The 26,355-nt window shown below is 62.4% G+C and carries 15 protein-coding genes; 2 read left to right on the top strand and 13 right to left on the bottom strand.

The genetic code is table 11. The features are described from left to right. Window positions 1–3 precede the first annotated feature (3 nt). Together ACVWW1_RS02325 and ACVWW1_RS02320 are read left to right on the top strand one after the other, a co-directional pair. Complete coding sequence (locus ACVWW1_RS02325) at window positions 4–744, top strand: YqcI/YcgG family protein (RefSeq protein WP_224943406.1); 741 nt, start codon at window positions 4–6, stop codon at window positions 742–744. Continuing rightward, complete coding sequence (locus ACVWW1_RS02320) at window positions 741–1,061, top strand: cupin domain-containing protein (protein ID WP_456654701.1); 321 nt, start codon at window positions 741–743, stop codon at window positions 1,059–1,061. Before ACVWW1_RS02325 ends, ACVWW1_RS02320 begins: the two co-directional genes overlap by 4 nt. 23 nt (window positions 1,062–1,084) lie before the next feature. Here ACVWW1_RS02320 and ACVWW1_RS02315 read toward each other — a convergent pair whose 3' ends face one another. From ACVWW1_RS02315 to ACVWW1_RS02255, 13 genes are all read right to left on the bottom strand, one after another. Continuing rightward, the gene (locus ACVWW1_RS02315) at window positions 1,085–1,267 is read right to left on the bottom strand and encodes a hypothetical protein (protein ID WP_456656601.1); all 183 of its coding nucleotides are present in this window, start codon (window positions 1,265–1,267) and stop codon (window positions 1,085–1,087) included. Window positions 1,268–1,628: 361 nt separating this feature from the next. After that, the gene (locus ACVWW1_RS02310) at window positions 1,629–2,891 is read right to left on the bottom strand and encodes a CaiB/BaiF CoA transferase family protein (RefSeq protein ID WP_456656600.1); all 1,263 of its coding nucleotides are present in this window, start codon (window positions 2,889–2,891) and stop codon (window positions 1,629–1,631) included. A gap of 299 nt (window positions 2,892–3,190) precedes the next feature. Further along, window positions 3,191–3,613 (bottom strand): GFA family protein, encoded by a 423-nt coding sequence (locus tag ACVWW1_RS02305; protein ID WP_456654700.1) that lies wholly within the window; start codon window positions 3,611–3,613, stop codon window positions 3,191–3,193. 971 nt (window positions 3,614–4,584) lie between these two features. Beyond that, window positions 4,585–4,797 (bottom strand): hypothetical protein, encoded by a 213-nt coding sequence (locus ACVWW1_RS02300; RefSeq protein ID WP_456654699.1) that lies wholly within the window; start codon window positions 4,795–4,797, stop codon window positions 4,585–4,587. 296 nt (window positions 4,798–5,093) lie between these two features. Next, entirely contained in the window at window positions 5,094–5,363 is a 270-nt protein-coding gene (locus ACVWW1_RS02295; RefSeq protein WP_456654698.1) for a cold-shock protein, read from the bottom strand. Between the two features lie 69 nt (window positions 5,364–5,432). Then, on the bottom strand, window positions 5,433–8,372 hold the full coding sequence (locus tag ACVWW1_RS02290; RefSeq protein ID WP_456654697.1) for an efflux RND transporter periplasmic adaptor subunit: 2,940 nt from the start codon (window positions 8,370–8,372) through the stop codon (window positions 5,433–5,435). A gap of 7 nt (window positions 8,373–8,379) precedes the next feature. Continuing rightward, window positions 8,380–9,024 carry a hypothetical protein gene (locus ACVWW1_RS02285; RefSeq protein ID WP_456654696.1) on the bottom strand — a complete coding sequence of 215 codons (645 nt, stop codon included), beginning with the start codon at window positions 9,022–9,024 and terminating at the stop codon, window positions 8,380–8,382. A gap of 8 nt (window positions 9,025–9,032) precedes the next feature. After that, window positions 9,033–10,361, bottom strand: coding sequence for a hypothetical protein (locus ACVWW1_RS02280; RefSeq protein ID WP_456654695.1), 1,329 nt, complete (start codon window positions 10,359–10,361; stop codon window positions 9,033–9,035). Window positions 10,362–10,543: 182 nt separating this feature from the next. Beyond that, window positions 10,544–12,388, bottom strand: a complete 1,845-nt coding sequence (locus ACVWW1_RS02275) for an efflux RND transporter periplasmic adaptor subunit (protein WP_456654694.1) — start codon at window positions 12,386–12,388, stop codon at window positions 10,544–10,546. Between the two features lie 123 nt (window positions 12,389–12,511). Then, the gene (locus ACVWW1_RS02270) at window positions 12,512–13,312 is read right to left on the bottom strand and encodes a SapC family protein (protein ID WP_456654693.1); all 801 of its coding nucleotides are present in this window, start codon (window positions 13,310–13,312) and stop codon (window positions 12,512–12,514) included. Between the two features lie 30 nt (window positions 13,313–13,342). After that, complete coding sequence (locus ACVWW1_RS02265) at window positions 13,343–15,235, bottom strand: hypothetical protein (protein WP_456654692.1); 1,893 nt, start codon at window positions 15,233–15,235, stop codon at window positions 13,343–13,345. 107 nt (window positions 15,236–15,342) lie between these two features. Then, complete coding sequence (locus ACVWW1_RS02260; protein ID WP_456654691.1) at window positions 15,343–20,850, bottom strand: hypothetical protein; 5,508 nt, start codon at window positions 20,848–20,850, stop codon at window positions 15,343–15,345. After that, complete coding sequence (locus ACVWW1_RS02255; RefSeq protein ID WP_456654690.1) at window positions 20,744–22,354, bottom strand: hypothetical protein; 1,611 nt, start codon at window positions 22,352–22,354, stop codon at window positions 20,744–20,746. The genes ACVWW1_RS02260 and ACVWW1_RS02255 overlap by 107 nt, the downstream gene beginning before the upstream one ends. Between the last annotated feature and the right edge of the window lie 4,001 nt (window positions 22,355–26,355).

Genomic DNA, 26,355 nt, shown 5'->3' with positions numbered 1-26,355 from the left:
TTCTTGAGAAAAGGCGAAGTCGCATCAAGCTTTCCGGTCAGCAGCTGGCAGAGCGTGATGTTCTCCGAGTTTGAAGCGCAGATGAGCAGCGAGGCAAGGCCGTTCCCTTGCGTGTTCGGGGTGACCGGACATCGCCAGGATCAGCTCCGCTATCTTTTCCTCGATCCGTATGACGTCGCAGTGCTCGGCGAGCAGCTCGCACAATATGTCTCAGAGGCGCGCTCGTTCGGCCCCAACACCTCCTTGATCGTGTTCACGCGTCCCCGCCCCGTGCAGACGCTCGATGCCTACTATCGCAAGATGTGGCTCACGCTCGACCAGCTCGCACGCCTGGACAAGAACCCGTGGCCGACCGAGATTCCGGAACAAATCGACCACCCGATGTGGGAGTTCTCGTTTGCGGGTGAGCCGATCTTCGTCGTGTGCACGACGCCGGCCCATGTGATGCGCCAGAGCCGCCGGTCCAGCGCCTTCATGCTCACGTTCCAGCCGCGCTGGGTGTTCGACAAGATCCTCGGGACGGAAAAGGCCGCGACTGCCGCGTTCGCCGAGGTGCGCAAGCGCCTGATCCCGTACGACAGCGCGAGCCCCTCTCCGCTTCTTGGCCGCTACGGCGCGACCGATGGCCGCGAATATCTGCAGTACTTCCTGCACGACGACAACAATGCGAGCGGAGGCTGCCCCTTTGCCAAGCTCGCGCAGAACAAGACGCCAGCCATCGCGAACAAGGAACAGGCAGCATGACCCAGATCATCGCGGGCACGAAGACCGAATTTGCCATCGATCCGGAGATCCTGAACCTGCTCCCGGCCCAGGGGTCCGTCGAGCTGCAGCATGATGCGGCCGGCAAGGTGCATCACTTCCATACCCATCCGGTCGATGAAATCCTGATGATCATCAGCGGCCAGTTGAACTTCATCTGGGACGGCGGTGAGCGGGTCGTCGGCGCCGGCGACACCATCCTGCTGCCTGCCGGCACCCGGCATCAATCCGAAGCGCTCGAGGGTGGTGCAATCTACGTGATCGCGACACAGCCGCCCGCCAGGCCAATGAACAACTGACATCCAGGAAAAACGCGAACCCCTCAGGACAGTGAGGGATCGCGCGGCGGCTCAACCGCCAAACGTTCGACCAGCTCGATGATCTCGGAACGCTGGTCGGGCGCAAGTCGAAGGAAAGCCTTCAACAGTCGCAGGCTTTCCAGTGTTTCGCTCGATGGAGCTCCGAGCTTGTTCTGCAGCTCTGCAACGTATGTGGGATTTTTCATCTCGCACCTTAAGTGAGGATTACGAATGGCATACCCAGGTAAACGTGAAGGCTTGGCCCAGAAGGTCGACACCGCAGCGCAAGAGGCAGAACGCCTTGGCCTGACCACGGCAACCCTCATACTCCGGATGGCCCGTCTCGAGATTGATCGGGCGGAGCCCGAGGAAGTTGAAAGTATGCCAAGGAACAACTTGCGCAGCAAGCCGAACTGAGGTCCCGGACGGGCCTGTCCCGGGTCGAAGGCGGCCGGCACGCGGCGGGGACCCGTGACGTCTGAACGACATCTTGCGAGGCGAGAGGCCTCCTTCTCGCCTCAGGTCAGGTGGTTAGCGTGTATCTGATCTTTGGTTCACACCAAACGGCTAGCCGGTGTTGCCTGGCTTGCCGAACGCGCCTGCCTCGGCCAAAGCGGCGATGCGCCGGTCGTCGTAGCCAAGCGTCTTGCTCAACACATCCCGGGTGTGCTGACCGAGCAGCGGAGCCGCAACGGGATCGACCGTCGGCGTCAGGCTCATATTGACCGGCGACTCGATGTTCGGAACCGAGCCCGCGGTCGGATGCGCGATTTTGCTCAGGCGATGACGATCGCGCACCTCGGGTGCGTTGAAGCCTTCCTCGACCGTGCGCAGATAGCCAACCGGAATATTGGCCTTCTTCATCTTTGCCATCCAGTGCTCGAGCGTGTCGCTTGCAAACACGCTGGCGATGATGGCGCGCAGCTTCTCCTTGTTGGCAGTCCGCGCCTTGCGGTGAGCAAACTCGGGGTCGGTGACGAGATCCGGGCGCTCGAGTACGTCGGTCACGAGCCGGCGATAGAGCCGGTCGTTGGCGCAGGCCATGTAGAGCGGCCCATCGGACGCCCGGTAGACGCCGACGGTCGGCGAACCGTTCGGAGAGTTGCCGAAGCGGCCGGGGTTGTTGCCGTTGATGAGATAGGCCATGCCGTAGAAGCCCGTCATCGACACTGCGGTGTCGATCAACGCGACCTCGACCTGCTGCCCGCGACCGAGCCGATCCCGCGCAATCAAGGCGAGCAGGATGGCGTTGCAGGCCGACATGCCGGTTGCCATGTCCACGATCGGTGGCCCGGTGCGCACCGGTTCGCCATCCGGAAAGCCGTTGAGCGACATGAAGCCGCTTTCGGCCTGGGTGATCGGGTCGAAGCCCGGGCGCAGCGCGAAATCACCCTTGCGGCCGTAGGCGGAGATCGAGCAATAGATCAGCCGCGGATTGGTCGGCGACACCGACGCATAGTCGAGACCGAATTTCTTCATCACGCCGCCGGAGAAATTCTCCACCACGACGTCTGCCTTGGCAATCAACGCGCGCGCGACTTCAAGCGCCGCAGGATTGTTGAAATCGAGCGCAATGCCGCGCTTGTTGCGGTTGAGGCTCAGATACGCCGCGCTCTCCCCACCGATCTCGGCATGCTCGTAGGCGCGCGTGTCGTCCCCGCCGTCCGGATTCTCGATCTTGATGACCTCGGCCCCGAAATCGGCCAGCGTTTGCGTGCAGGCCGGGCCGGCGACAACCCGGGTGAAGTCGACCACCAGCAGGCCATCGAGCGCCGTCGGAACTCCCTCCCCGCGCGGCGCGCGCCCTGGCAATTCTGGTTTGGTCATGATCTGACGCTTCCTCTGTTATTTTGTCAGGCGAAATACCACGGCCCTTGCCAGGACCGGCACTGCCAGCCTTTTAGCGGAAGCCCGTCACCAAAACCAAACCCGGATTTTGCAGGGCGGGACCTTCGCCTGACATGGCTGTCACTGGCAACGGGGTCCCGCGTGCCGGCAGCGCCGACACGGTCGAACGATTCGAATGTTCAAGGACATGCGCCGGATACTGGGTCCGTCAGCGCGTCCGGCGAGCGGAAGACATCGGCGGGTAGCGACGCTCCGTCGCCACCCGCTCGAGAACCATCGCGCTATTCGGCGATCATTTCGCCGGAGCCGCCGAACTCGGCCGGAAAGTCCTTCAGCTTCGGCAGGCCATCGCGTATCGGCAGCACCGCCTCGGAATAGTTGACGTGAACGGCGGGGCTGAACTTCAGCGTTGGGATCGTTGCCGTGAACACGTCGACCAGACCAAGCGTCGGGTGGTTCGTCATCAGGTGACCGCCGCACTTGGTGCAGTATTTGCGCTGGCTCATCGCGGTCTTCTCGAACGTTCCAAGATGACCGGCGCCCTTGGTGACTTCGACCGCCTCGGGCTTCCAGAGGCTGAACGCATTCACTGGGCCGCCGGACCAGGAACGGCATGAACGGCAGTGGCAGTAGCCCATCGCCTCAGGCTCCCCAGTGACCTTGACTTCGACGGCGCCGCAAAAGCAGGTTCCAGTGTGATTCATCGCTCGGTTCTCCCTTGGGTGAATTGATCGGAGGGTGAATTGATCAGACTCCGCGCCGGCATCGACCCACGTTACTCGTGATGTTCGCGATGCAGGATAAGATCAAGGCGGGCGTAGCCGCTGCGAACTCCCTTGTGGACGTACCAGACCATTCTCTGCACAAGAGGCATTCAGGCGCACTCGAGTACAGACAGGTCGTCGACGCAAAGAGAAGTTACATGAGAGTCCGCAGCGCTGTCGACCTTCTTCGGCATAGCATGGCCGAACATGATGCCCATCACACTTCGGAGATCAGCTCAGAAGTGTGAAGCCAGGCACAGTCTTTGCGATGTGATGGCTAGTTGCTGTGCCGGGCGGCGACCGAAACACGAGCACATCACCTCCAATGAACAGCGGCAATTCATCACCGGAGCGCGCAGCAGAGTGGCAAACTAAACATCAGCACCAACCGACCTAGGGATGTCCTCTTCGAGGTGTCCCGCGCCTACTCTACCGTGATGCGAAGCGGCACGGTTCGAGAGAGGCGGCCCTGCAACTGCGGGCACACCAGCGGGCATGCGTTGGGTTAAAGCTATACTGCGCCAGCCAATGTGCGGATTCGCTTTCCCGGGGGATAAGCCCGTCAGGCGAGCTCCTCGGCCCGTTTCGCCTCTGCGTCCTACAGCCGGATCTGCAGTATCGGGAATCGTCGCTTCAAGTCCCTGGCGCCGGCTTCCGCGCCTTCCCTGGTCATGAATTTCCGTCTTCACCTGGCCATCGACAATCGATGCGTAGCCATTGTCCGGCAGCCCATTCGACCGATTCATCGGCAAGTCCCCGGTCAAGATGCAGTCGGATCCGAGTTACGGTGAGTCTGCTTGCCAGGGCAAGGGCCCGAGTTCTCCGCGAGACGAGGCATGCCCATTGAGTACCCAGCGTTCCGCGTCTAGCTCCCTGCAACTGCCCAGAAAGAGTTCTGACGATCTCGCCTGCTACCCATCGCTCCCGCGGGCCTTGAGCCACATGGCAGCCAGCCCAATCAGAGCCGTCAGCACACCACTCCACCAGATTGACCGTGGCCTGGCGGCACTGATCGAGCTGAGGTACAGAAACGCCCCCAGCGCGACGCCATAGTGCTTCTGAAAATCGCCGCTTCTGCGCGCGATTTCGACAAGGTCCGAAGACCTGACCTGCTGATCTGCCATCACGACCACCCCACCGTCTCCAGTCTAGACATCATGGTAGATGTGAGTTCGGTGTCCCGTCGAGCTAAATTTCGCCTTTTCAGAATAATGTGTGATCGCAACTCACCTGGTCACTGCGCGAGCCGGGGCATTCCGATCACCAGCCTTCACTGCCCTGGTCTGGGACTGACTTCGCCCAGCAAGCGAGACGCGAAATGGCTTTGGTCGTCAGACTTGATGTTTCGTTGAAAACCACTTCGATCCGCGTCGGGCTAGCTAAAATGGCCTTACGGCATCGCCGATGTCCGCGCGCCTGATCAACTTTCCCGAGGTAAACGCGGCAACCGCACGAATCGTGTTGAAATCTCGGAATTGCGTACCCCCGCAAGCACTTTGACGCTCACGGCTTGCAGCTTCCCCGACCGCTGATCTGGAGCCAGATTGTAGCACACGCGCGCGCCGGCTTCGGGCAGCACACCCGGCGGAAACGACTTCAAATGAAAGAAAATGTCTTTGTCGCCGGCGTCCGGCCGGATGAAGCCAAATGCCCGGTCGTTGTGATACGTCTTGATCGTGCCCTCCAGCATGTTCCAATCCCTCCAGTTGACCTGTGTGAGCTCGAGCGACAACGTACGACGCTCTTGTCCTTTCTGGCTCTAACCAACCCCAGGGAGGCGGACCCGACATTTGAGACCGGCCGGGATTGCGTAATTCGGGTTGCGCAGTTCGAGCCGCACTCCGATAGTTCCGCTCGCGGCATCGAACACCTGATCAACGACGGTGACGGTTGCAGTGTATCTCCCGCCGACCGGCTCTTCCGGAAAGACCTCCGCCGATGCGCCAACCCGGATCTTACCAAATTGACTGAGCGGCACATAAACCTCAACGTTCAGAGGATCGATTTGTGAGACCGTCATGATGTGAGACTGGTCGAACACATATTCACCGGGCCCCAAGGTTCGTTCCACCACCACGCCGTTGATCGGACTACGAATCGTGCGCTGCTTGAGGACTTCCGTGGCGCGGGTCAATTCCAGCTTCGACATGGCAAGGTTCGCGCGCGCTTCATCGAGTTCCTGCTCGGCGACGCGTGCACCGGTTTCGGCTTCATCGGCGACCGCAACCGTGACGGACTCAGTTTTGCGCAACTGTCTCGCCCGATCGTCCTTGCGACGCTGAAACTCCAGCTTGGCCATACTCGAACGAACCGTCGCATCGTTCTCGGAACGGATCTTGGCGAGCGACTCCGCGGCCCGCTCCACTCCAGACTCGAGGCGCGCAAGCACATCTCCCGCCTTGACCACGTCACCACGATCGACGAGCACCTCACTCAACAGGCCTGGTACCGAAGTCCCGAGCTTGAGAATCATTTTCGGCTGGATCAGGCAATCGAATTGACCTTCGACCTTCTGGTCCTGCGCGCTCGCATCAACACAACTTAGAATAGTTGGCGCGAGAACGATTAACACACTGCAACCGAACATTGCGGCCACCCGGGGGGTCTTGTGACCCGCAGCTTCGCATTTGCGCACCGTCGAAGTGAAGCGTCCCCACGCCGTTTGCGGCCTGTGGCCGAGCCTGGATGCAGTGGTTATCTTCATTCGCCTCTCCCCCGAGAAGGCCAGCACACGGTCGAGCCGCCGATCAAGCTGCAGATTCTGGACCCGCACATAGCCGTGGCGACGTTCGGCTTGAAACTGCGCGAAGCTACGCAACCCCTGATATATGCTCACCGGCACGTCAAAGCTCGCGACAAGCTTGCGAATGAAACGAGAGGCCATCGCGGCATGGATCACGAAGATGTCGTCATCGAGCGAAATAATGGCCTCGCAACTGCCAGGGTCGCCCTGACGGGCGCAACGGCCGAACAACTGGCGATCGACGCGGCGCGAGTCATGATACTCGGTCAGGATGACATGAAGGCCTCCGCGATCGGCGACGCCCTCCCCGAGACGGATGTCCGTGCCGCGCCCGGCCATGTTGGTGGCAACGGTGACGCGAGCGGGCTGTCCGGCCCGCGCAACGACCTCGGCTTCAATCTGATCCTGCTTTGCATTCAGAAGCGCATGTTCGATACCACGCCGCCTCAACACGGCGCTGATCTCCTCCGAAGCGCCAACAGAGCGCGTACCAATCAGGACCGGCCGCCCATCCATCACAGCAACACGCGCAACCGTATCGGCGATGACCTTCAGCTTCTCGGCTTGGCTTGCGCAAATCCGCGGGGGCGCAGCGGTCCGCTGCGATGGACGGTTCAACGGAATTCGGACCACATCGAGCCCATAAACGGATTTGATCTCCCGAGAGACCTCTTGCGCGGTACCAGACATTCCCGCCAGCTTGATGTAGCGCCGAAATAGCCGCTGGTAGGTAATGCGGGCCATGGTCTCGCGACGATCGGTCAGCTCACAGCTCTCCTTGACCTCGATTAGCTGATGTAGACCACGCTCCCAGGAGCGGTCCGGCATTGCGCGTCCGGTCGATTCATCGACGATCTGAATCTTGCTGTCGACCACGACATAGTGCTGGTCGCGCCTGAACAGATGGATGGCCGTCAGCGCCTGCGTCATAAGCTCTTCACGGGCACGCGGCGAAGTCCAAACACCACGCATATCCTCAGCCAGGCGGGCGAGCCTCCGCCGCCCTTCAGCGGTCAACAAGACAGATCGCTCTGCCTGATCGACCTCGTAATGCTCTCCGGCCATCAGCTCAGAGGCGAAAGCAAGTGCCTGCTCGCATTGCAGTCTCTCCTCGCCAGTTCCAACCGACGAAGACAGGATCAGAGGCGTGCGCGCTTCATCAATGAAAATGCTGTCCGCTTCATCAACGATGCCGAAGTGGAGCCCGCGCAAGACAAGGTCATCGTCCCGCTCCTGATTGCCGCGAAGTCTCTCGAGCGAAAGATGCAATCTACTCCCACGGCGCGATAGAGCGACCCGATCGCGCAAATAGTCGAATGCAAGTTCCTTGTTGGTGCAATAGGTCACCGACTTTGCATAGGCCTGACGACGCTCGGCTTTGGACATGCGCTGCACTACGACGCCTGTGCTGAGCCCCAAAAACTGATAGAGCGGGGCCAACTCGATCGCATCGCGGTTGGCGAGATAGTCGTTGACCGTGATCAGATGCACCGGATATCCGGCGAGCGCGACAGTTGCCGCTGGCAACGTCGCGGCAATCGTCTTGCCTTCGCCCGTCGCCATCTCGACCAGCTTGCCTTGCAGCAATCCCCAGCCCGCCATCAGCTGAACGTCATAGTGCCGCTGACCGATCGTACGCGTCGCCGCCTCCCGCACTAAGGCAAACGAACGCCCGACCAGCTCAGGCACGAAGCCCTGCCGACGCAAAGCCGCACGCATGGCGCTCGCTTCTTGCTGCAAATCGCTGTCGCTTGCGACAGCCAAAGCGCGTTCGTGCCCGGCCGCATACTCGACGATTGCATGCAATGCGCGTGCCGGGTCGCGAATCCGGTTGAACGTCGGCTTGATCAGACCGTTAACAAGGCCTTGCGCGATCCGGTCGTGCAGCGCGGGTTCATACTCCGCGCGCTCGGGATAAGGGCGGCTCCGCGCGAGATCGCGGCGATCCAACTGCATATCTGGCCTAGACATGGAAGTTCGTCAACAAAAGCAGCCTGACGCTGCGATACCACTGCACCGACAGCGGCTCCATGCGATGATCGAACCGCACAAAGACGTGTTGACCAAAGTGGTCCACCGCCTCAAGCCCATCAAGCGCGATGTCGAACTGGAAAGTCCGCTGCAAGGTCTTCGGACCCTTGGTATCACGCGGATCGACGGCGATATCTCCTCCGCCCTCGACGCCCAACGCGGCAGACGGGAGATATTCACCTGCTGCGGGAACCGCCCGTAGTACGTGCCCTTCCAAATTCAGACGTGGCCGATCGACCGGCCGGACTTCGATATGATCGGTAGTAAGGCGTACTCGATCGACCGCCTCCTGCGGTACCACGACCCGCGCCAATGGCGCCGTCTTCCCGACGACATAGCCGAGCAGTTCTCCCCGCCGGTAAAAGCGGCCGGGCATGTCCACCATTTGCGGCACGATGAACACTCCATCACTGCGCGCACGAGTGACGAGCTCGGCGGCACGCTCGCGAACAAGGGCAAGGTTTGCCCGCTCAACAGTAAGCCTCTCGTGCACGACCTGCGCTTTGCCGCGGTCGGTGACAAACTGGGCAGCATATTCGGCCTCCAGCTCAGCAACCTTTGCTTCGCTCCTGCGCAACTGCGCAATCAGTGTCGGATCATCACTTTGGATGAGCGGGTCTCCGCGAACAACCTCGGTCCCGGGCGCAACCAAAAATTCACGAACGAAGCCGTTCGCGCTCGCCCGGACCATCGCCTCGTCCGGCAACCACAACACGCCTTCAGCATGCGAATGGTAAGGCATGGGAACCGCGAACAGGACAATCGCGATGCCCGCAACCAGGCTCCCGGTAATGGCCAGGGAACGCGCGCGATGCTTGCGCAACCGAGGACTCTCCAGTAGGTGTCGCATCGCCTTGACGATCGGAAAGATCGCCATGGCTGCCACTGCCCAGATCGCGAGAAGAACACCAATAAAGAAGAATTGCCCTGCAATGAACACCAGGCAATCATGATTGTCACCGTGATCCGGTACAGTGTGGACGCGAGGCCATAGAAGGCAAACCATACGCGCTCCGTGCGCGATCCCTCGGGCCTTTCCGCTTCCGAAACGCAGAGCACATAGCGCTCGATCAGATATCCCCAATAGCGTGCCGATCGCGCTGCCAGGTTCGGCATCTCGATGAGATCGACCAGGATATAGTAGGCATCGTATCGCAGAAGCGGATTGCCGTTGAACAAAAGGGTGGAGACGCTCGCGATCAGCATCACGTTGAAGAGGACGGCGCGCACCAGCCCCGGTTCGATCAGAAGCCAGAGATAAAAGGAAATCGCTGCAACGAACAGCTCAACTCCCATGCCAGCGGCACCGACAAGCGCGCGCCGATATTTGGATCTGAATACCGTCGCCGCCGATGCATCGCAGTACGGAACGGGCAACAGGACGAGGAGAATAATACCGAGATCATGGACTTCGCCGCCACCGGCCTTTGTCGCGGAAGCGTGCCCGAATTCATGAAGCGCCTTGATCAATGGAAACACGAGGTAGAGGACCAGAAGGTTTTCGCCGGCCAATACCCGATCGCTGAAGTTGTGGGTCAGCTCGGGCCAATGCGGCCATATCAGAACGAACGCCGGCAGCACCACCGCAAGCCATACCAACGCGCCCCAGCCGCTCCAGATCAGGCGCAACAGCCCGCTGCAGCGATTGAGCAGACGATCGGGATCGAACAGGGGGATCCGAATGGCCATCGGGTTGGCGTAGGAACGGAAATGCCGTGCCCTCTCCTCGCGCTCGCCGCGGGCAAACGCCTCGGCCACATCGGGCGTGACGTCGCTTTCCAATAAGTCGGCAGAATGCAATTGGCCTAGCAGCTGGATGAGTTCGTCCTGGCTTGGTGCCTCATCACCAAGGTGCTGGTTGGCCAATTCCCACAATTGCTCGACCGTGTGATTTCCGTCCATCAGCGAGATCACGAGACGCGCCGATGGGTGTAAAGCGGTGCACACGAGACGAAGCCGGATCCTGTAGCAGGTACCAAACCTCGCCGCGGTAAAGGTGCCGATGCAACCGCGCATGCGCACGCAGCTTCGGTTTTCGCGTTGCGACGCGGTACCACCAGCTGCTGAGCAATGGCGCGTTCATTCGAGTCCCGCTATCAAAACAGCCACTTCCAGATGGTGAGGCGCACCCAGTCGACCAGATAGTGCGTCCAGATCCAGATCAACTTCCGCTCGCCTACCTCGACCTTTCCGACGCCCTCCATACCGGGCCGAACCCGCTCGGAGGCGTTACGCATTCGCGCTTCGACCCGGAAAAAGTTGCGACCGTCCTGGGCCGTCGACACCGGAGTGATCTGTTCGACGGAGAACTCCATCTGCCGATGCGGAACGCCGGAAAGCGTAAGCTCTCCTTGCTGTTGGAGCTTCAGATAGGAGATGTCGCGCTCCTCCACCTGCAAGATGACGCGATAACTATCGAGCGGCGCGACCGTGAACAGCGATTTCCCAAGCTCCACGGGCGTCCCCAGCAGCTGTTGCAGATCGCCGGCAACGACGATGCCGTCGAACGGAGCGACGAGCGTGGCACGCGACAGCTTGTCCTTGGTCAGAGCCAGCATCGCGTCGACTTGTTCGATCTGCGCCTGAAGTATCGTCATCGTCGAGCGCTCTTGCGCCGCAAGTGCCTGCCGATATTTGCGTTCGAGCTGCTCACGTTCCGACGATAACCGCGCTTGATCGAGCTTGAGCTCCCGATCATCGAGTTTGCAGAGCACTTGCCCGGTCTTCACAGTGTCGCCAGCCCGAACGAAGCTCTCCGCAATGAAGCCGTCGAATGGTGCCGCCGCGATCCGTTGCACGGCCCCCTCAATGACAGTTTTTGCCGCGACGCGATATGTCCCGTTGACCACGCTGAAGAACAGAATGAACCCGAGCGATAGCAGTGCAATCAGCTTTGCTCCGGGATGACGTGGTCCAAACAGGACTTCCGCACCATGGCGCAATGCGGAGCTGACATATTGCAACAGGTTGCGTTCATTTTCGCGCTTTAGCGCCAGGATCGGCCCAAGCAGCCCACCGACGGTCTTGCAAAGCTCGATCGTCGCGCCGTCGAATGGCTCGCCCTTCGTCCGTTCCAGGGTAAGGACGCCAGTCGCATGTCCTCCATCGACGAGCGGAACAGAACAAATCGCAATGTCGCGATATTCGCGGGCAAGTTCATCATGGGCGAACGCGGCGCGCTCCACGTCGTCGCGTGGCGGAAACACCAGAGCGACATCGAGATCAAGCACCTCGTCCATTGCATTGCCGATCCGCCGCCCGAGGTCCATCTTGGGATCGAACGTCGCTGTATGCGAGATCACCTTTACTTCGGTACTGCCGGACTTCTCGAGACCTATGCTGACCCGGTCGCACGCCAGCCGTCCGGCAAGTTCGTTCGCAACCGCTAGCGCAGATGCCGAGAAATAGCGCTCCTGCATGGCGGTCGCCACGATATCCATGGCGATCCCCATTCGCGTCAACCGCGCGTCGCGCTCCTCCAGCGCCCCTTTGCGGAACTGATCGATGAGCCAGGCGCTCGCCCAGTGCAGGAGCCGCAGAGCCCGCTGCAGTGCCACCTCGGGTCCCGGCCCGATATCGAGCACCACGACCCCATGAAGGGTCCCCGATACTTCGATAGGGTAACCAATGAAGGCGCCACGCCCTTCCGTCGACACGACGATTCCGCGCCGCTCAGTCAGCGCCCGTTCGGCAGCCGGACTGAGATGTTGCATATCGAGGCCAGGATGCGGCCACACCGCAGCGGGAACGTAGGCGCCATCCTTGTCTGGGCCGAGCAGGAGCAATCCACCGCCGGCCCGCTCGACCTGCATGCACAAGATGGTTAGCCAACTCACACAAAATTCAGCGCTGTCCTTTGCTGCAGAAAATTTCGCCCAAGCCGCCGATTCCGCGCGGGACGCGTCCTCGGCAAAGGAATAGATCGGCGACGCGGTTGTCATTGCGGTTTAGGGCTCCGTCGAGCTAGCCGCCCGATGCCGCCAGTACGGCGGCATCGCAGCGTGCACCTGAAAGCGCTCTACCGTGGCACAGAGACCGGGCCAACGGCATAGCTCGATCCAACGCTAGGCGGATGCCCTTGCCCCGTTCAGCCGATCATCGGCCGTCGCGTCACCGCCGGACGAAGCTTCTCCCGTTCCTCCCTTGATGACGGAAAGACGTGATGGCAGCGCCTGGAAATTTCGCATCGACTGAAGATGGAGATAGAGCAGCTCCAGCGCGTCGGACTTGGCAAGCTCAGCGAGCGTTTCGCCCGAGAGAGCCCTGAGCTTCTCCCGGTTCACGGCCATAAAGCCGGCCAATGACAGTTTCTCGCCGGCCGTCGTCTCGACTTGTGCCTGCATGGGTTCAAGCAGATCGAGCTCGCGAACCTTCTTGCAGAAGGCCACCGTGCGATTGAACTGTGCCTGATATTCCTGAAGGAAGGTCAGGACATTCTGGACGTATTGGGTGGGCTTGTTGTCGTCATCGAACAGCGCTTGTCCTCGAGCCTCTCGATTGAACCCCGAATACGCCTCGTCGACGCAAAGAACCAACCGCTCTCCGTCCGCACTGGTCGAGAACACAAATGGATAGCGGCGGATGAAAGCGGGGACGTATTTGGCGTCCCATTTGGCATCGCTCGATAGAAACAGGTTCTCGCCTTCCCGCACACCCAGAATCACGGCGGGCATGATGCTCTCTTTGGTGCCTGCAAACACGATCGCGTACTCCGAGGCAGCCTGCGGAAACTCGACCGCCATCAAAGGTACTGAATTTGTCTTGCCGCTAAACTCGTAGTTCCTCTTTGTCTCGATCGCGCAGCCGCGGTGCCGAGCCGCGGTCAGCGGAACGACGGTTTCATAAATCAACAGTTGGGTGGTCATAACTCTACTCCTCCGCCTTTACTGATGGCCTCAGCCGGCCCCTGAAATATTCACTGAAATTGGCCGTACGCGCATACCCGCGTTTGGATTCCACTGGGTTTTGTCTTGTCCCAGGTGGTTCAGGAAATCGTCGAGCCATTCCTGCGAACCGTTCGAGGGCCCAGAGGCGAGATGCTCGACGGCATCGAGGTCGTTACCCCAGTTTATGCTGGCTGTTTCCTTTGCCTTATCGGTGGTCCGCGATGAGTGATGGACCGACGCTGACGAGTCCGCCTCCGTCGCTGTGCTTGCTGCCTGACCGCCCGCCAGGTTTGCGGACAGCGACACGAAATATCCGCCAAGATCCGCAGCTTCGGTATGGCGCGTCTCGGTGCCGGGCTTGAGAACGATGTTTGAGGGCAAGATGGTGCCCGCAGGCACATCGATGCTTGCGAACGCTGCCACGGGTCCGGCCACCGTCGCTGTGGCCGGCTGGACGAACGTCGCTTCCACAGGCAGCGCGATCACAGGGTGAGTGGTGGACTGCTGAGCGATGATCCCGCTCTGCAGCAGAGCAGTTGGAGCCTGAGGCCCTTCACCTTGGGCAGGTTCTGGCAGGCGGCGCTCGCCGACCTGTAGCGTGTTGCCTGCAACATCGTCGCCGGTGTCTTCGGCAAATCCCATGGCGTTGCCCATCTCGTGGACGAGCGTAGTGAGCAAGTCCATCCGCCCGGCCGCCGGGCTCAAGGACGAGGCCCTGAACACGCCATTGGCGACCTGGCTCGCGAATTCGCTGTTGTCGCCCGGCGTCGGGTCGACGAACCAGCCCCATCCGGCCGCATCGCCGTCGAGCACGATGGTGTCGCCGGTCGTGGAGCCGAGCAACTGACCCGGAAGGTCGGCGATCAGCACCGTGACTTGATCGAGCACCGAAAGCCGCGGATCTGTCGGCCCCAGGAAATCGATCCACACCTGCTTCGCGGCAGCGACGATGGCGGCCAGTTGATCGGCGGAGACCGTGGCGACATCCGTCGACGGAGGCGCCGCGAGCATCGCCGACTGCGGCGTGCCACCGCCAGCATAGGCAATGTCGTCACCCCGGATCAGCACGTTGTCGAACGAGGCGTTGCCGTTGCGCGCGTAGAGCCCGACACTGCCATCGTGCACCAGGCCGTTGTAGTTGAAGCTGAGGACGCTCTTGCCGTTGAGCACCACGTTGACATTGTTGGTGACGGTCTCGCTCAGCGCGACGAGCAGGCTGTAGTCGGTGCCGGCGGTAATGGTCGCAGCCGCGACCGCATCGACATACCAGATGCCGTTGCTGCGGTGTCCGAGCACGACCTGGTTCGTGCCGGCAATGATGCCGGCATAGAGGAAGTCGTTCGACGACGTGTAATCGAAGATCAATCCGGCGGACGTGCCAGCCTTACCGGCGTTGACCGTCGCCGAATATTCCACATACGACAGTGGCGCCACGGCAAGCTGCCGTGTCGTGAGCGCGACGTCGTTTGCCGGCGGTACAGCAAAATAGCGCCCGCTCGTACCGCTCGTCGTGGTCCAGGTTCCGTTCTGCGGTACGAAGTTGTTCGCAATACCGTCCGAGAAGTCCTCGAGGACCGAGTAAGTCGGAGTGAACGGAAGCTTCTGCACCGAGTAGGACGTGACGTTGGTCAGCGAGCTGTTGGTGCCGAGGCCCAGCGCTCCCGTATTGAGCGGCTTCGTGAACGTATAGGAGAGCGAGTAGCCATTGAAGCTGATCGTTGCGGTCTCGAAATTCGAGGCCAGCATGAAAGCGGTCTGCTTGTTGGTGCCGAGGCCCTTGACGGTCAGGGTGGCAACATCGGTCCATCCCGACGCTGTCCGCTGACCAATCTTGATCTGGTTATTGAGGACGTCGACACCGGCGTATTTGAAGTTGTCCGGCGCCTGGTAATCGAAGATCAAGTAGCTGTTCTGGTTCGCGCCGCCATAGCCGACCTTCGCCGTGACGGATACTTCGTAATAGGTCGGCAGCCAGGCATCGAGATCGAACAGACTGACATTGTCTCCGCTCACCGTGCTCGGGCTGTTCGAAGATAGGCTGCGCTGGCGACGCTCCAGGTGCCAGCGGCCGCGAACATGCCGGTTGGCGAGCTGTTGCCGGTGAAGTTTGCGCTGCGCAACACGTCGCGCTGTGTACCCGGTATGTTGCCTGCCTGCGGATCGGTCGGTGCGCCGGTCTGGCCATGCCACGCGGTATCTTGCTGCAGCACGAGACCGAGCTCGCCGGCAGGTTCGCCGTTGCGGCCGGGGTTCGGGTCGTTCTTTGTCGGCAGCGGCGGTGTCGCGCCGCCATTCAGATCCGAGAAACGGGTCGGGTCGACGCCATCGCTCAAGGATTCCGCATACAGGAAGTTCTGCAGGCCGGGCTGCAATGTTCGGCTCACAGTGGCCATGCCGAACTCGGAGAACGGAACCAGATAGGAGTTGTATTCACCGACCCAGTCGATCAGGCGGTCACCGCCGGTATTGGCGATCAGAACGTCCTTGCCGGCGCCGCCATAGGCACGGTCCTCATAGGTCGGCTGCGTGACCGGTACGTTATTGAGCCCGCCATTCACCGTCTGGTCGTCGACCGCATTGAGCAGGTCGTTGCCCCAGCCGCCGTACAGATGGTCGTTGCCGGTTCCGCCGACCAGCCAGTCGTTGCCGTTGTCGCCGAAAATGGCGTCGCTGCCGTCATTGTAGGCCGCACCGTAGGCCACGGTCTGGCCGCCGTTCTGCTGCGACGTTCCGCCCGGCACGTACACGCCCGAATTCTGGTTGAAATTCAGGAAGAACTGCACGCCGGTTGGCGTGGCGCCCGCAGCCCATTTCGAGGCTGTGCCATCCGCGTTGAGCAGGATCTCGCGCAGCGGATCGTTTTCGTCATAGAGCGCGAACTCACCGGTGCGCCCCGCGATCTTCGGATGCGTGAACTTGCCGTCCGGGTCGGTGGGGTTGAAGGCCAGCACGTTGCCCGGATTGAACGGATGGTAGTAATCAATTTCGTAAAGCCCGATCGGGGTGCCGTCCGACCCATATTTCGGCGCGTAGGAGAGCGGCAGCGCTTCGGCGCCGGATATCGCGTCGTCGCCCGAGCCGCCATGCATCTCGTCGTTGCCGAGGCCGCCGAACATGATGTCGTCGTAGTGCATCGTGGTCTTGCCGTCGGAGTTGGGCTCGTTCGGCTTGGCGCCTGCGTACGAGAACTCGTCGCCCGCCGGCTGCGTTCCCTTCCAGTTCGGATCGGCGCTGAACGGCGTAATGTCGACCGTATATTTCAACACGCCGCTGACATTGATGGTGTCGGTTTGCATGTTGCCGGGCGTGTAGATGTATTCGTTCAGCGCGTTGCCGTTGCTGTATTTGGGATCGCCGTCGGTCGGCAGCAGCGGCGTCACGCCATAGAGCGGTTCACCGAGGCTGACGTTGTAATTTGCAGCCGACGAGGTCGCGCTGAGGCTGTTGCGGCTCACGAAGATCCGGCCATCGTCGCCGAGCATGCCATCGTCGCCGGTGCCGCCCGACATCCAGTCGTTGCCGTAGCCACCGATCATGGTGTCGTTCTGGCCCTCGCCGTACAGCCAGTCGTTGCCGACCTGGCCATAGATGACGTCGTCGCCGCTCTCGCCATGGATCTCGTCGGCCGCGCCGATGTCACCGATGGCCCTCGACGAATCCTTCGGGTCGGCGCCGTTGAAGTCGGGCCCGCCTGGCGAGTAGTCGAGCAGCCTGTCCGCCCGGACGACGATCTTGACCGTATCGTCGTACGCCACGACGCCACCGCCGGTCGTAACCTTTGACAATGTGATCGGCGTATCGTGGGGGCCGCCGTCATAGTTGAAGCGCAGGAAGCCGTTGTAGCTTTGCACGACGGTCGGGATGCCGGTCGTCGTCAGGTAAGCGTTCACTGTGAGATTGGCAACAACCGCCGATCCAACCGGGGGCGCGACGATACCGTTGACGCCAACCAGCCGGATGATGTCGCCATTGTCACCGAGGATGTTGTCGGCGTCATTGGCGTGGCCGTTCGGATTTGTCGTGATGTTGATGCCGTTATTGCTGGTGTCGACCGTTGCGTCTCCGGCCGCATTGAGAGCGATCGCGTTGCCGGAACCACCGAAGATCAGGTCGGAGCCGTCCGGCCGCAGGGTCGGCGAGTTGAGGCTGAACATGTCGGAGTTGCCGCCGACCAGATCATCCTGGTTCTGATTGCCGAACAGGATATCGTTGCCCGCATTACCCTCGATGTAGTCCTGGCCGTCGGACGCACCGTCAAATGACGGGCGCAAATTCAGGGCGTTATTGACGTCGCGGAACGGATTGCCGGCGATGTTGGTGCCGAGGCCGACGCCGATGACACCGACCCGCCCGCCTTTCGTGTCGGTCGGATCGACCGCCATGATGCCGTTGCCCAGATCCTTGATCAGATGCGCGACATAGTCGATCGAGCCGTCGCCCTGGATCACGTCGCTGCCGGCCTCGCCGAACAGCATGTCGTCGTTGGGACCGCCGGCGATGTAGTCGTTGCCGAAGCTGTTGGCCACGCTCACCGAATTCGGTCCGCCCGGCACGGTGTCGTACATCTTGATCTGGTAGTCGCCCCAGTTGGCGTGGCCACGCGGATCGGCCTGTGGCAAGCCATTGGCGTAGTCCAGACTGGCCGCCAGCGTATCGGTAGCTGAGCCGGTGCTGTAGATCTGCGTGCCGCTCAGCGTCTCGAAGCGGAGGTTGGCATAGTTGCCAAGCAGCCCCGCCCCGGCAGTTCTACCGACAAGACCACGCGTCAGCGTCACGTCGTCGCCAAACACCAGATCGCGACCCGTGCCACCGTCAAGCGCATCATTGCCTGGACCGCCGATCAGGATGTCGTCGCCGCCATTGCCGTAGACCGTATTGTTGCCGCCGACCTGCCGCGACTGGCTGCTGATGACCCGCGGCAGGAGCGTCGTCTCGATGCGTTGAGGCACCAAGGTCAACGGCTTTGTGGTGTCGCGAGCGCCGTCGGTCGCCTGCGTGATGTCGCCGAACGCGCCGAAGATCACGTCGTTGTTATCACCATAGACATCCGAGCTCGTCACGCCGACGCCCGGCGCCTCGCCGTAGATCAGGTTGTTGCCGCCAGGCGTCAACGGGTCGAGGTCCGGGGCGCCGGAATTGCCGGCGGCCTGCGCGACCGTCAGGACGCGCGTGATGACGTCGACGTTGAAGCCGCTGTCGCCGTAGATGTGGTCCTGGCCCCGCTCGCCGAGGATCGTGTCGTTGCCCGAACCGCCGGCGAGGTGGTCGCCGGCCTGGCTGCCGATGATGGTGTCGTCGCCGGCGCCGCCATAGGCGGTGATGCCGACGGTCGGCAACTGTCCGTCCGGAATGCCGGCGAACAGGTTGTGCGCGTCGATGACGTCGTTGCCGTTGAACGTATACTGGTTAGCCAACGGGAACACGAAGAAGTCGGCGCTCTGCCCGAGCCGGTTGCGCTCGACGATCGTGCTGGTCAGGTTCACCCTGGCGTCGCTGCTGGAGGCCGCGTTCCCATGCAGGAACGCCAGGAAGCCCGGCTGCAAGTCGATCAGCTCGAGCGTGTCGTGCTTCGCCAACGCACCCCAACCGATCGCAGCCGTGACCTTCACCTCGCTGGCGACGCTGGTCGTCAGCGTCAGCGTCTTGCCGTCGACGCTGATGCTCTGGATCGTCAGTATGCCGTTATTGTGAGCGGTCAGCGCCACCGTGATCTGCTCGCCCGGCAGGAAGCCGTCGAGCAGCCAGCTGCCACCGGCGCGGCTTAGCGTATTGCCACTGAACGTGAGGCCGGAGATCTGCTTGCTGTCGGCACGGCCGCTGATCGCCGCCGTGTCCGTCTCGGCAGTCACGACGTTCTTGGCGGTCAGGGTCAGGATCTTCGCCGTGACACCCGCCACTTCGTAATTGCCGTCGTTCTTCGCCGTACCGGTGATCGAGATCGTCTGCCCGATCACAAAATTGTCGGTGATCCAGCTCCCGGTATCGGTGCGGGTGATCGTGTCGCCGGCCTGGCTGGCCGCAAACGTGACCGGATACTCCGAGCCGACCTTGGCGACGGTGCCGATATCGATCGTGATGCGCGCACTCTCGCTGCCGCCGACCGGTGTCGGGATCACGCTGTTTGCAGCGTTCAGCGTCAGCGTCTTGCCGTCCAGGCTGACCCCGGTGATCGTGAAGTTGCTGTTGTTGTAAGTCGACTGCGACACCGCGATGGTCTCGCCGACAGCGAAACCGTCGGTGATGAAGCTGCCGCCATCCAGCCGGGTGATCGTGTCGCCCGAGCCGCTGCGTGCGAAGCTGATCTGGCCATAGGTCGCGCCGAGCGTGATCAGCCCTTCAGTGACGAAGCCGGGGTCGAACGGGCTGTTGTTGGGCAGCCTGATCGATGCGGTGTTCCATTCCTTGACCGTGTGGGTTGCCGTGCCGGTGCCCGCAAACGCCGGCGTCAATCCGGCCAGCGTCAGCGTCAGCGCGTTCAGCGTCTTCACTTCGCCGACGGCAACGCCGTCGATCGTCACGAGTCCGTCGACCTTGTAGCCGTCGGTGACCCAACTACCGCCGGCGCGCGTGATGGTACCGAAGGTGCCGTCGGCGGTGTCGAACGTGCCAAGCGTCACGCTCAAGCTGTCGATCGGATTCGTCGCGCCCGGTCCTGGCGTCGCCATTGTGAACGCCTGGTTGTCCATGTGCGGCATCGGCTTGCCGCTGAACTTGCCGAGCGAGGAGGCCTGGTACGACTTGCCGGCGTACCACACGCCGTCCTGCGTCGTATCGCCATAGACGACGAGCGGCGAGCCGATGTTGACGGTCATCGGAACGGCCGCCTGCCGCGGCAGGATGGCGGTCTGCCCGGCCTGCCCCGAGCCGGCCAGCAACAACGTGTCGTTGGTGGTCTTGGTGGTGGCGAAGCCGGTGACCAGGAAGTCGCCGGTCAGCTCGACCGTCATCGGCTCAGAGCCGACGGTCGGAACCACCGTGTTCGCTGCGGTCAGGATCAGCGTCTTGCCGTCGGTGCTGACCCCCGCGATCGTGAAGCTGCCGTTGTTGGTCAGGCTGCCATTGGTGCTCGTGGTGCCGGACAGCACCATCGTCTGGCCGGCTGCGAAGCCGTCCGTCGACCAGTTGCCGCCGTCGTTGCGGGTGATCGTATCGCCTGCCGTGCTGCGCGCGAAGGTGACGTTCGGGAAGCTGAACTCGGCGGTGACGGTGACCTGCTGGCCGACTGCGAAGCCGCTGTCGCTGTCCCAGGCCTTGCCGTCGCCGCGGACGATGCGATCGAGAGTCCCGGCCGGGTCGGTGTTGACCGGCGCGCTGACGGTCATGCTGCCGTTGACGAAGTCGCTGCTGCCGTTGACGGTGATGTTGTCGCCGCCGACGCGCACCATTGCAACGGTCTGGATCGCGGGCAGCTTAGTCAGATCGCCGCCGCTGAGGTCCAGCGTCGCACCGTTGTTCTCGAACCCGGTGACCATCCAGGCGCCCGGTTGACCGCCGATCGCGACCGGCTGGCCGATCACGAAACCGCTGTCGGCGGGCCCAGCTCTTGCCGTCCTTGCGGGTGATCGAACTCGTCGTGACGGTGAATGGGCCTGCCGCCGCGCTGGAGACCAGATAGCGTCCGGTGACCGCCAGGGTGCCCGTGACATTCGTCGTCGACGTCAGCGAAATCCCGCTGAGCAGCAGCACGCTGCCATAGCCCGGGCCGTAGCCGCCGCCATTGCCGTTATCGAAGCCGGCGATCGTCGCCGTGCCGATATTGACGGGCTTGCCGTTTCCACCCGGCAGATACACCGAAACCGTCTGCCCGGCGGCGAAGCCGAGCGAGGCCCACGGCAAGCCGTCTTCGCGAGAAATCCGGACGAAGCCATTGGCGGTCGACACGTCGAAACTGCCGGTCGTCTGGGCCCCGATCTGCTGGCCGCTGTTGACTTGCAGATAGTCGGTCACCGAGATCGTGCCGCTGAGCTTGATGCCGGTCGTGGTGGACGCACCGGCGACCTGCTGCAAGGTCAGCACGCTGTTCGCGCCGTGCGTCACGCTGCCGATGCCGACCACCGTATACGCGCCGGTCGTGCCGGCGTCGACGCTGAGCATGACCTCCTGGCCGATGGCGAACCCTGCCGTGACCCATGACTGCAGGTCTTCGCGCGACAGCGTGTAGACGCCGGCCTGGCCTGCGACGGGCGCGATATCGAACGCGGGCACATTGGCATTGACCTGCAACGGCGCATTACCGCCGCCATGAATGGTCGTGATGCCGCCATGCTCGGCGGTGATCCCGATGGTGCCGTCCGCGTTGTAGTCCGGCCCGGGGATCAGCGTGCTCTGCACGTTGAGATTGTCGTTGCCGCTGCCGAGGAAAATGTTCAGCACCTCGATCGTCGAATGACTGCCATCGGTGGTGAACTGTCCGGTCTGCGGGTTGACGCTGATGGTTCCGTAGCTGATGCCGAGCGGATAGATCAGCGGTTCGCCGAAGGTCGGCCCATTGCCGGCCAGCCGGGTGAAATCGAGCACGCCGGTGCCCATTCCGAAGCCGTTGAGCGCGGTCGAGGTCAGCGTGCCGCTGCTGCCGGCCAGCGAGCCGTCATTGTAGATGTTCAGCGTGTCGATCGCCTGCGACTCGGGCGGCTGGGGCGGGATGTTGAACAGCGGCCCGTTCGCCTCGCCCGGCAGCAGCACCGCCGGCACCAGCGACACGTTCTCGGCGGTGGTGCCGCCCTCGACCGACAGCGGCCCCTGGATGCCGTCGAGCAGATGCGCCATCTTCGGGAACGCGCGCAGGTTCTGGTGTCCCGGCTGGATATCGAAATAGGGGTCGCCGATCAGCGGCACCGTGACCATCTGGTACCAGACCGGAAGACCGGGGTAATTGACCGGATCGGGCGTATCGGGATAGTTCAGATCCGGCTTCGCCTTCGGCGGCGCGAAGGTCACGACCGCCGCCTCCTGCGTGACCGTGACGTTCGCTGCCGTCACCACGGTGCCCTCGCCGCCGAGCGGACGGCCGCTATAGGGCACCACACCGCCGGGCGGCCGCCGGATGGTCGGTCAGCACCATGACGTCGAGCTTCTTCGCGGTCGTGCCGGTGATCAGGTCGATCTTTTCGATCAGATCGGTACCGCCGATCCCCTGGATATCGACGATCTGGCCCTCGAGGAATCCGTTGTCGAGCCAGCTGGTGCCGTCCTTGCGCGTGAGCGTGTCGAGCATCTTGTTGATGCTGGCTGCCGTGTAGGTGCCGGCGACAGGTGTGACCACCGCCGTCAATGTCAGTGTCTTGTCGGTCACGCCGCCAGCGGCGATCGTGAAGAACGCCGGCGTCGAAGGCGCGGCAGTGCTGCCGAGCTGGGCGTTGTTCGAATTCAGGATTTCGATGATCTCGCCCGGCGCGAAGTTGTCATTCACGAAGCTGCCGACGTCGCTGCGGGTAATGGTGTTGCCCGATATCGTGATATCGCCGGTGAACATCAGGAACGGCATGCTGCCGACTGCGTAGGCGACGTTGGTCGCTCCGGACGCGTAGGTGCCCGCGTCCTGCAGCGAGTCGATCGTGGCGACGTTGTAGGTGCCGGTGGTCGGCGCGCTCGTCAGCGTGATCGAATTTGCGGTGACGGCGTTGTCGGCGCTGCTGATCTGATAGTCCGTGGTGACCAGGCTGGTGCCGAGGATGCGGATCTCCTGCCCGGGCAGGAAGCCGTCGTCGATGAAATTCAACAGTTCCGATCCTGTGCCCAGGGTGATCGTGTTGCCGGTGATCACGATGTTGCCGGTGAACAGCTTGGTCGGCTGCTTGCCGCCGATCTTGGTCAGCGTGATCGTGGCATCGTTCTCGTTGATGTCGGTCTGCCCGTCGGTCACGATCGCGATGCTGACCGGTGCCCCCGGCGCGCCCGTCAACCGCATCTTGTAGCTGTCGCCCGTCGCGGTCGGCGGATTCGACGCCGTCTGCGCGGTCACCAGCGTGCTGCCGCCGCTCTCGAGCAGGAATACGCCCGGCGTCTCATCGTCGAGAATGCGCGCATAGATCGACTGCGTGCTGTCCAGCCCGTTGTTGATCGAGGCGCTGTTGTATTCGCTGTCGGTCGTGTTAGGCACGCCGTTGATGGCAAACGTCTTGGTGAAGTTGCCTGCCGTGACCGTGTTCGCAACCGTCAGCGTCAGGGTCTTGGAGTCGAGGCTCGCGATCGTATAAGTGGTGTCGTTGGCGCCCGTGCCGGTGATCGTGATCTGCTCGCCCTTGGCGAATCCGTCGAACAGCCAGCTGCCGCCCGCATCGGTGCGCGTGATGGTGTCGCCCGTGGCGCTCTGCGCAAAGGTGACGGGCAGCGTCTTCTGGGCATAGATCGATTGGATGATCTGGGTGTCGCTCGGGTTCTCCGGAGCCTGGTCGTTGATGGCGTTGATCGACACCAGCACCGGCTTGTTCCAGTTCGTCGAGTCGAAGACGATGTGATAGGCGCCCGGCTGGTCCGAGAACGCCTGCAAGTCTTGGACGAAGCGCGGATCGGATGAGCTCAGGGTGGCCCGGCCGTCCTGCGCGTTGACGGTCACGGTCACGCTGCCGACCGGAGCCTTGGTCAGCTCGATCGCATAGAGATCGCCGACCGCGGTCGTCGCATCGCCCTCCAGCGCGATCGAATTGTTGTCGACGACCTTGCCCGCATATTGCGGCAGGCCGCCGGAGCTGAACGGATCGAGCTGCGTCACCTTGACCGCCGGCAGGTTGACGTCGTGGATGTTGACCTCGACGTTGCTGACCAGCGCATGGTTGTATGACGGGTCGTCGCTCAGCACCGTGTGGCTGATCGCCACCGTGCGGTCGCCCTCGGGCGTACCGTCGTTCGGCGTCCACACGTGAACGATCTGCTCCTGGTTCCAGTTGGAGCTGTCGAATTCCAGCACGAGCGACCGCGCCGGGACGTGCACCAGGGTGCCGTCAATCATGACGTCGCGGTCGTACGCCGCCGGCGCCACCAAAACGCCCGGACCGACCTGGCTGGTCGCGAGCCACACGCTCTCGCCGCTGCCTTGATTGTCGATGATGTCGCCCGCGCCCAGGTAACCGTTGTTGCCATGCGCCTCCTGCTCGGCCATCGCTGCCGAGACGGTGACGTAGACATGCGTTCCGGCCACCGGCACGTGACCCAGGCGAATGCCGTAGATGTCGTCGGTCTGGCCTTCGGTCACTTCGGTGGTGCCCGGGCTCTGGTCGCCGGTGACATTCTGGTCGATGATGACCTGGCCCTGTTCCGGCCGCGCCACGCTGAGGCTGATGCCGTCGGCCACCAGCCCGTTATAGGTCAGATCGGCCGAGGTGACGCGGTTGTTGATCATGCTGCTGGTGCCGTCGATGTCGCGCGACACGACATCGCCCGCCACATCGCCGGCCACGTTGATCGTGTCGTTGCCGAGCCCGCCGACGACACGCACCGCCATGCCGGGCGCCGTGCTCAGCACGTCGATCGTGTCGTCGCCTTCGAGCGTGTTGACCTCGAGCACCTGGATGTTCTGGTAGGTAACGGTCAGACCGGCGCCGAAGATACCCTTGTCCGTCACGACGATATGGTCGGCGAACTCGGTGCCGAGGATGACCAGCTTGTTGAAGCCGCTGCCGCCGTCGACCGAGACCGGCGCGTTGATGTTGTACTGGACCTGGTTGTCGCCGCCGCCGGTACGGATGTCGGTTTCGGCGGCAGTGGAGAAGCCCTTGGTCAGCAGCGGCTTGGCGATCATCTGCACGGGGTCGACCCAGACGATGTCGTGGGTGATCGGGTCGGTCTCGGCAAGCGCGAACGCGCGCACCGTGAACAGATCGTTGCCCTCGTCGCCTTCGAGCCGCAGCGGCGCCTGGTTGCTGTAGACCGTGAACGTGTCGTTGCCGGTGCCGCCTTCGGCCACCAACGGCGATGTTGCACCGGCACTGAGCCAGCCGCGCGTCGTCGCCACCGTGCCGTAGATGCTTTGCGGCGTCAGCGAATTGGCGAGTTGTGGGAACCCGTCGAGCCCTGCCGTTCCGGTCAATGGCGGCGGCATGGCGGCACCGACCACCGAGCCGCCATAGGTATCGCCGATCGGCTGCGGGGTCTGCGGCTGGCTGCCGTCGCGCTGCAATCCGTAGATCTGTCCGATCTGGAAGGTGTCGTCGCCGGCGCCGCCGTCCAGCGTCGTGGCTGCCGCGTTGTCGTCGACCGCGAAGTAGTCGTTGCCGCCGAGTCCATAGACCGCCAGGCGGCCGTTGATCGCGCTGTCGTAGTTGACGCGCTGCACCGATTGCGAGCGCACGGCAGAATTGGCGTTCGGATCGGAGGCCTGCGCCTGATCCAGCGTGCTTGTCAGCAGGCTCGGATCAAAGTCCAGCACTGCGACGAACGCCGTGTCGTCCTTGTAGAGGGACGGCAGAGCCGGGCTTTCCTGGGCGATGCCGGTCGTGCGCCGCAGCAGGAAGACATCGTCGGTCCCGACATACCCCGGATTAACCTTGCCGTAGACCGCCAGATTGTCGACGCCGTCGGTCGGATCGCCGCTGTCGAGCACGTTGATGACGTAGTTGCGCAGGTCGCCGTTGGCGTCGCCGCCGTGCGAGCCGGTCGTATTGATGACATAGGTGTCGCTGCCGCCCTGCCCGTCGAAGGTCAGCGTGTCGCCGCTCGCGACGCCGCCGGCCGTCTCCTGGGTGATCTTCATCGACTGCAGCTGATTGACCACGAAGAAGTCCTCTCCGTCGTCCTTCTCGATCTTCACGTCATCCTGCAGCGTCTGCTTCTGCAGCACGTTCTTGGCACTCAACGTCATCAGTGCACCGGTCAGCGCGGTGATGACGTAGGTGTGGCTGTTGTTGCCCGTGCTGTCGATCAGCGAGCCGACGATCGAAATGACGTCGCCGACCGCAAAGCCGTCGTCGCTCCAGTTCTTGCCGTCCGACCGGGCGATCGTGTCGCCGCTGCTGTTCGGCGTGAACGTGAGGTTGTTCGCGGCGGATGCAGCCACCGTGATCGCCGGCGGAGCGAACTGGCCGGCC

The sequence above is a fragment of the Bradyrhizobium sp. JR3.5 genome (assembly GCF_054057015.1).
This window is presented reverse-complemented; position numbering and strand designations above follow the sequence as displayed.

Bases quoted from the DNA above. Each gene is read 5' to 3' on its own strand.
- ACVWW1_RS02300 (WP_456654699.1), bottom strand. From the start codon at position 4,797: ATGGCAGATCAGCAGGTCAGGTCTTCGGACCTTGTCGAAATCGCGCGC.
- ACVWW1_RS02295 (WP_456654698.1), bottom strand. From the start codon at position 5,363: ATGCTGGAGGGCACGATCAAGACGTATCACAACGACCGGGCATTTGGC.
- ACVWW1_RS02270 (WP_456654693.1), bottom strand. From the start codon at position 13,312: ATGACCACCCAACTGTTGATTTATGAAACCGTCGTTCCGCTGACCGCG.
- ACVWW1_RS02290 (WP_456654697.1), bottom strand. From the start codon at position 8,372: ATGCAGTTGGATCGCCGCGATCTCGCGCGGAGCCGCCCTTATCCCGAG.
- ACVWW1_RS02275 (WP_456654694.1), bottom strand. From the start codon at position 12,388: ATGACAACCGCGTCGCCGATCTATTCCTTTGCCGAGGACGCGTCCCGC.
- ACVWW1_RS02320 (WP_456654701.1), top strand. From the start codon at position 741: ATGACCCAGATCATCGCGGGCACGAAGACCGAATTTGCCATCGATCCG.
- ACVWW1_RS02315 (WP_456656601.1), bottom strand. From the start codon at position 1,267: ATGAAAAATCCCACATACGTTGCAGAGCTGCAGAACAAGCTCGGAGCT.
- ACVWW1_RS02305 (WP_456654700.1), bottom strand. From the start codon at position 3,613: ATGAATCACACTGGAACCTGCTTTTGCGGCGCCGTCGAAGTCAAGGTC.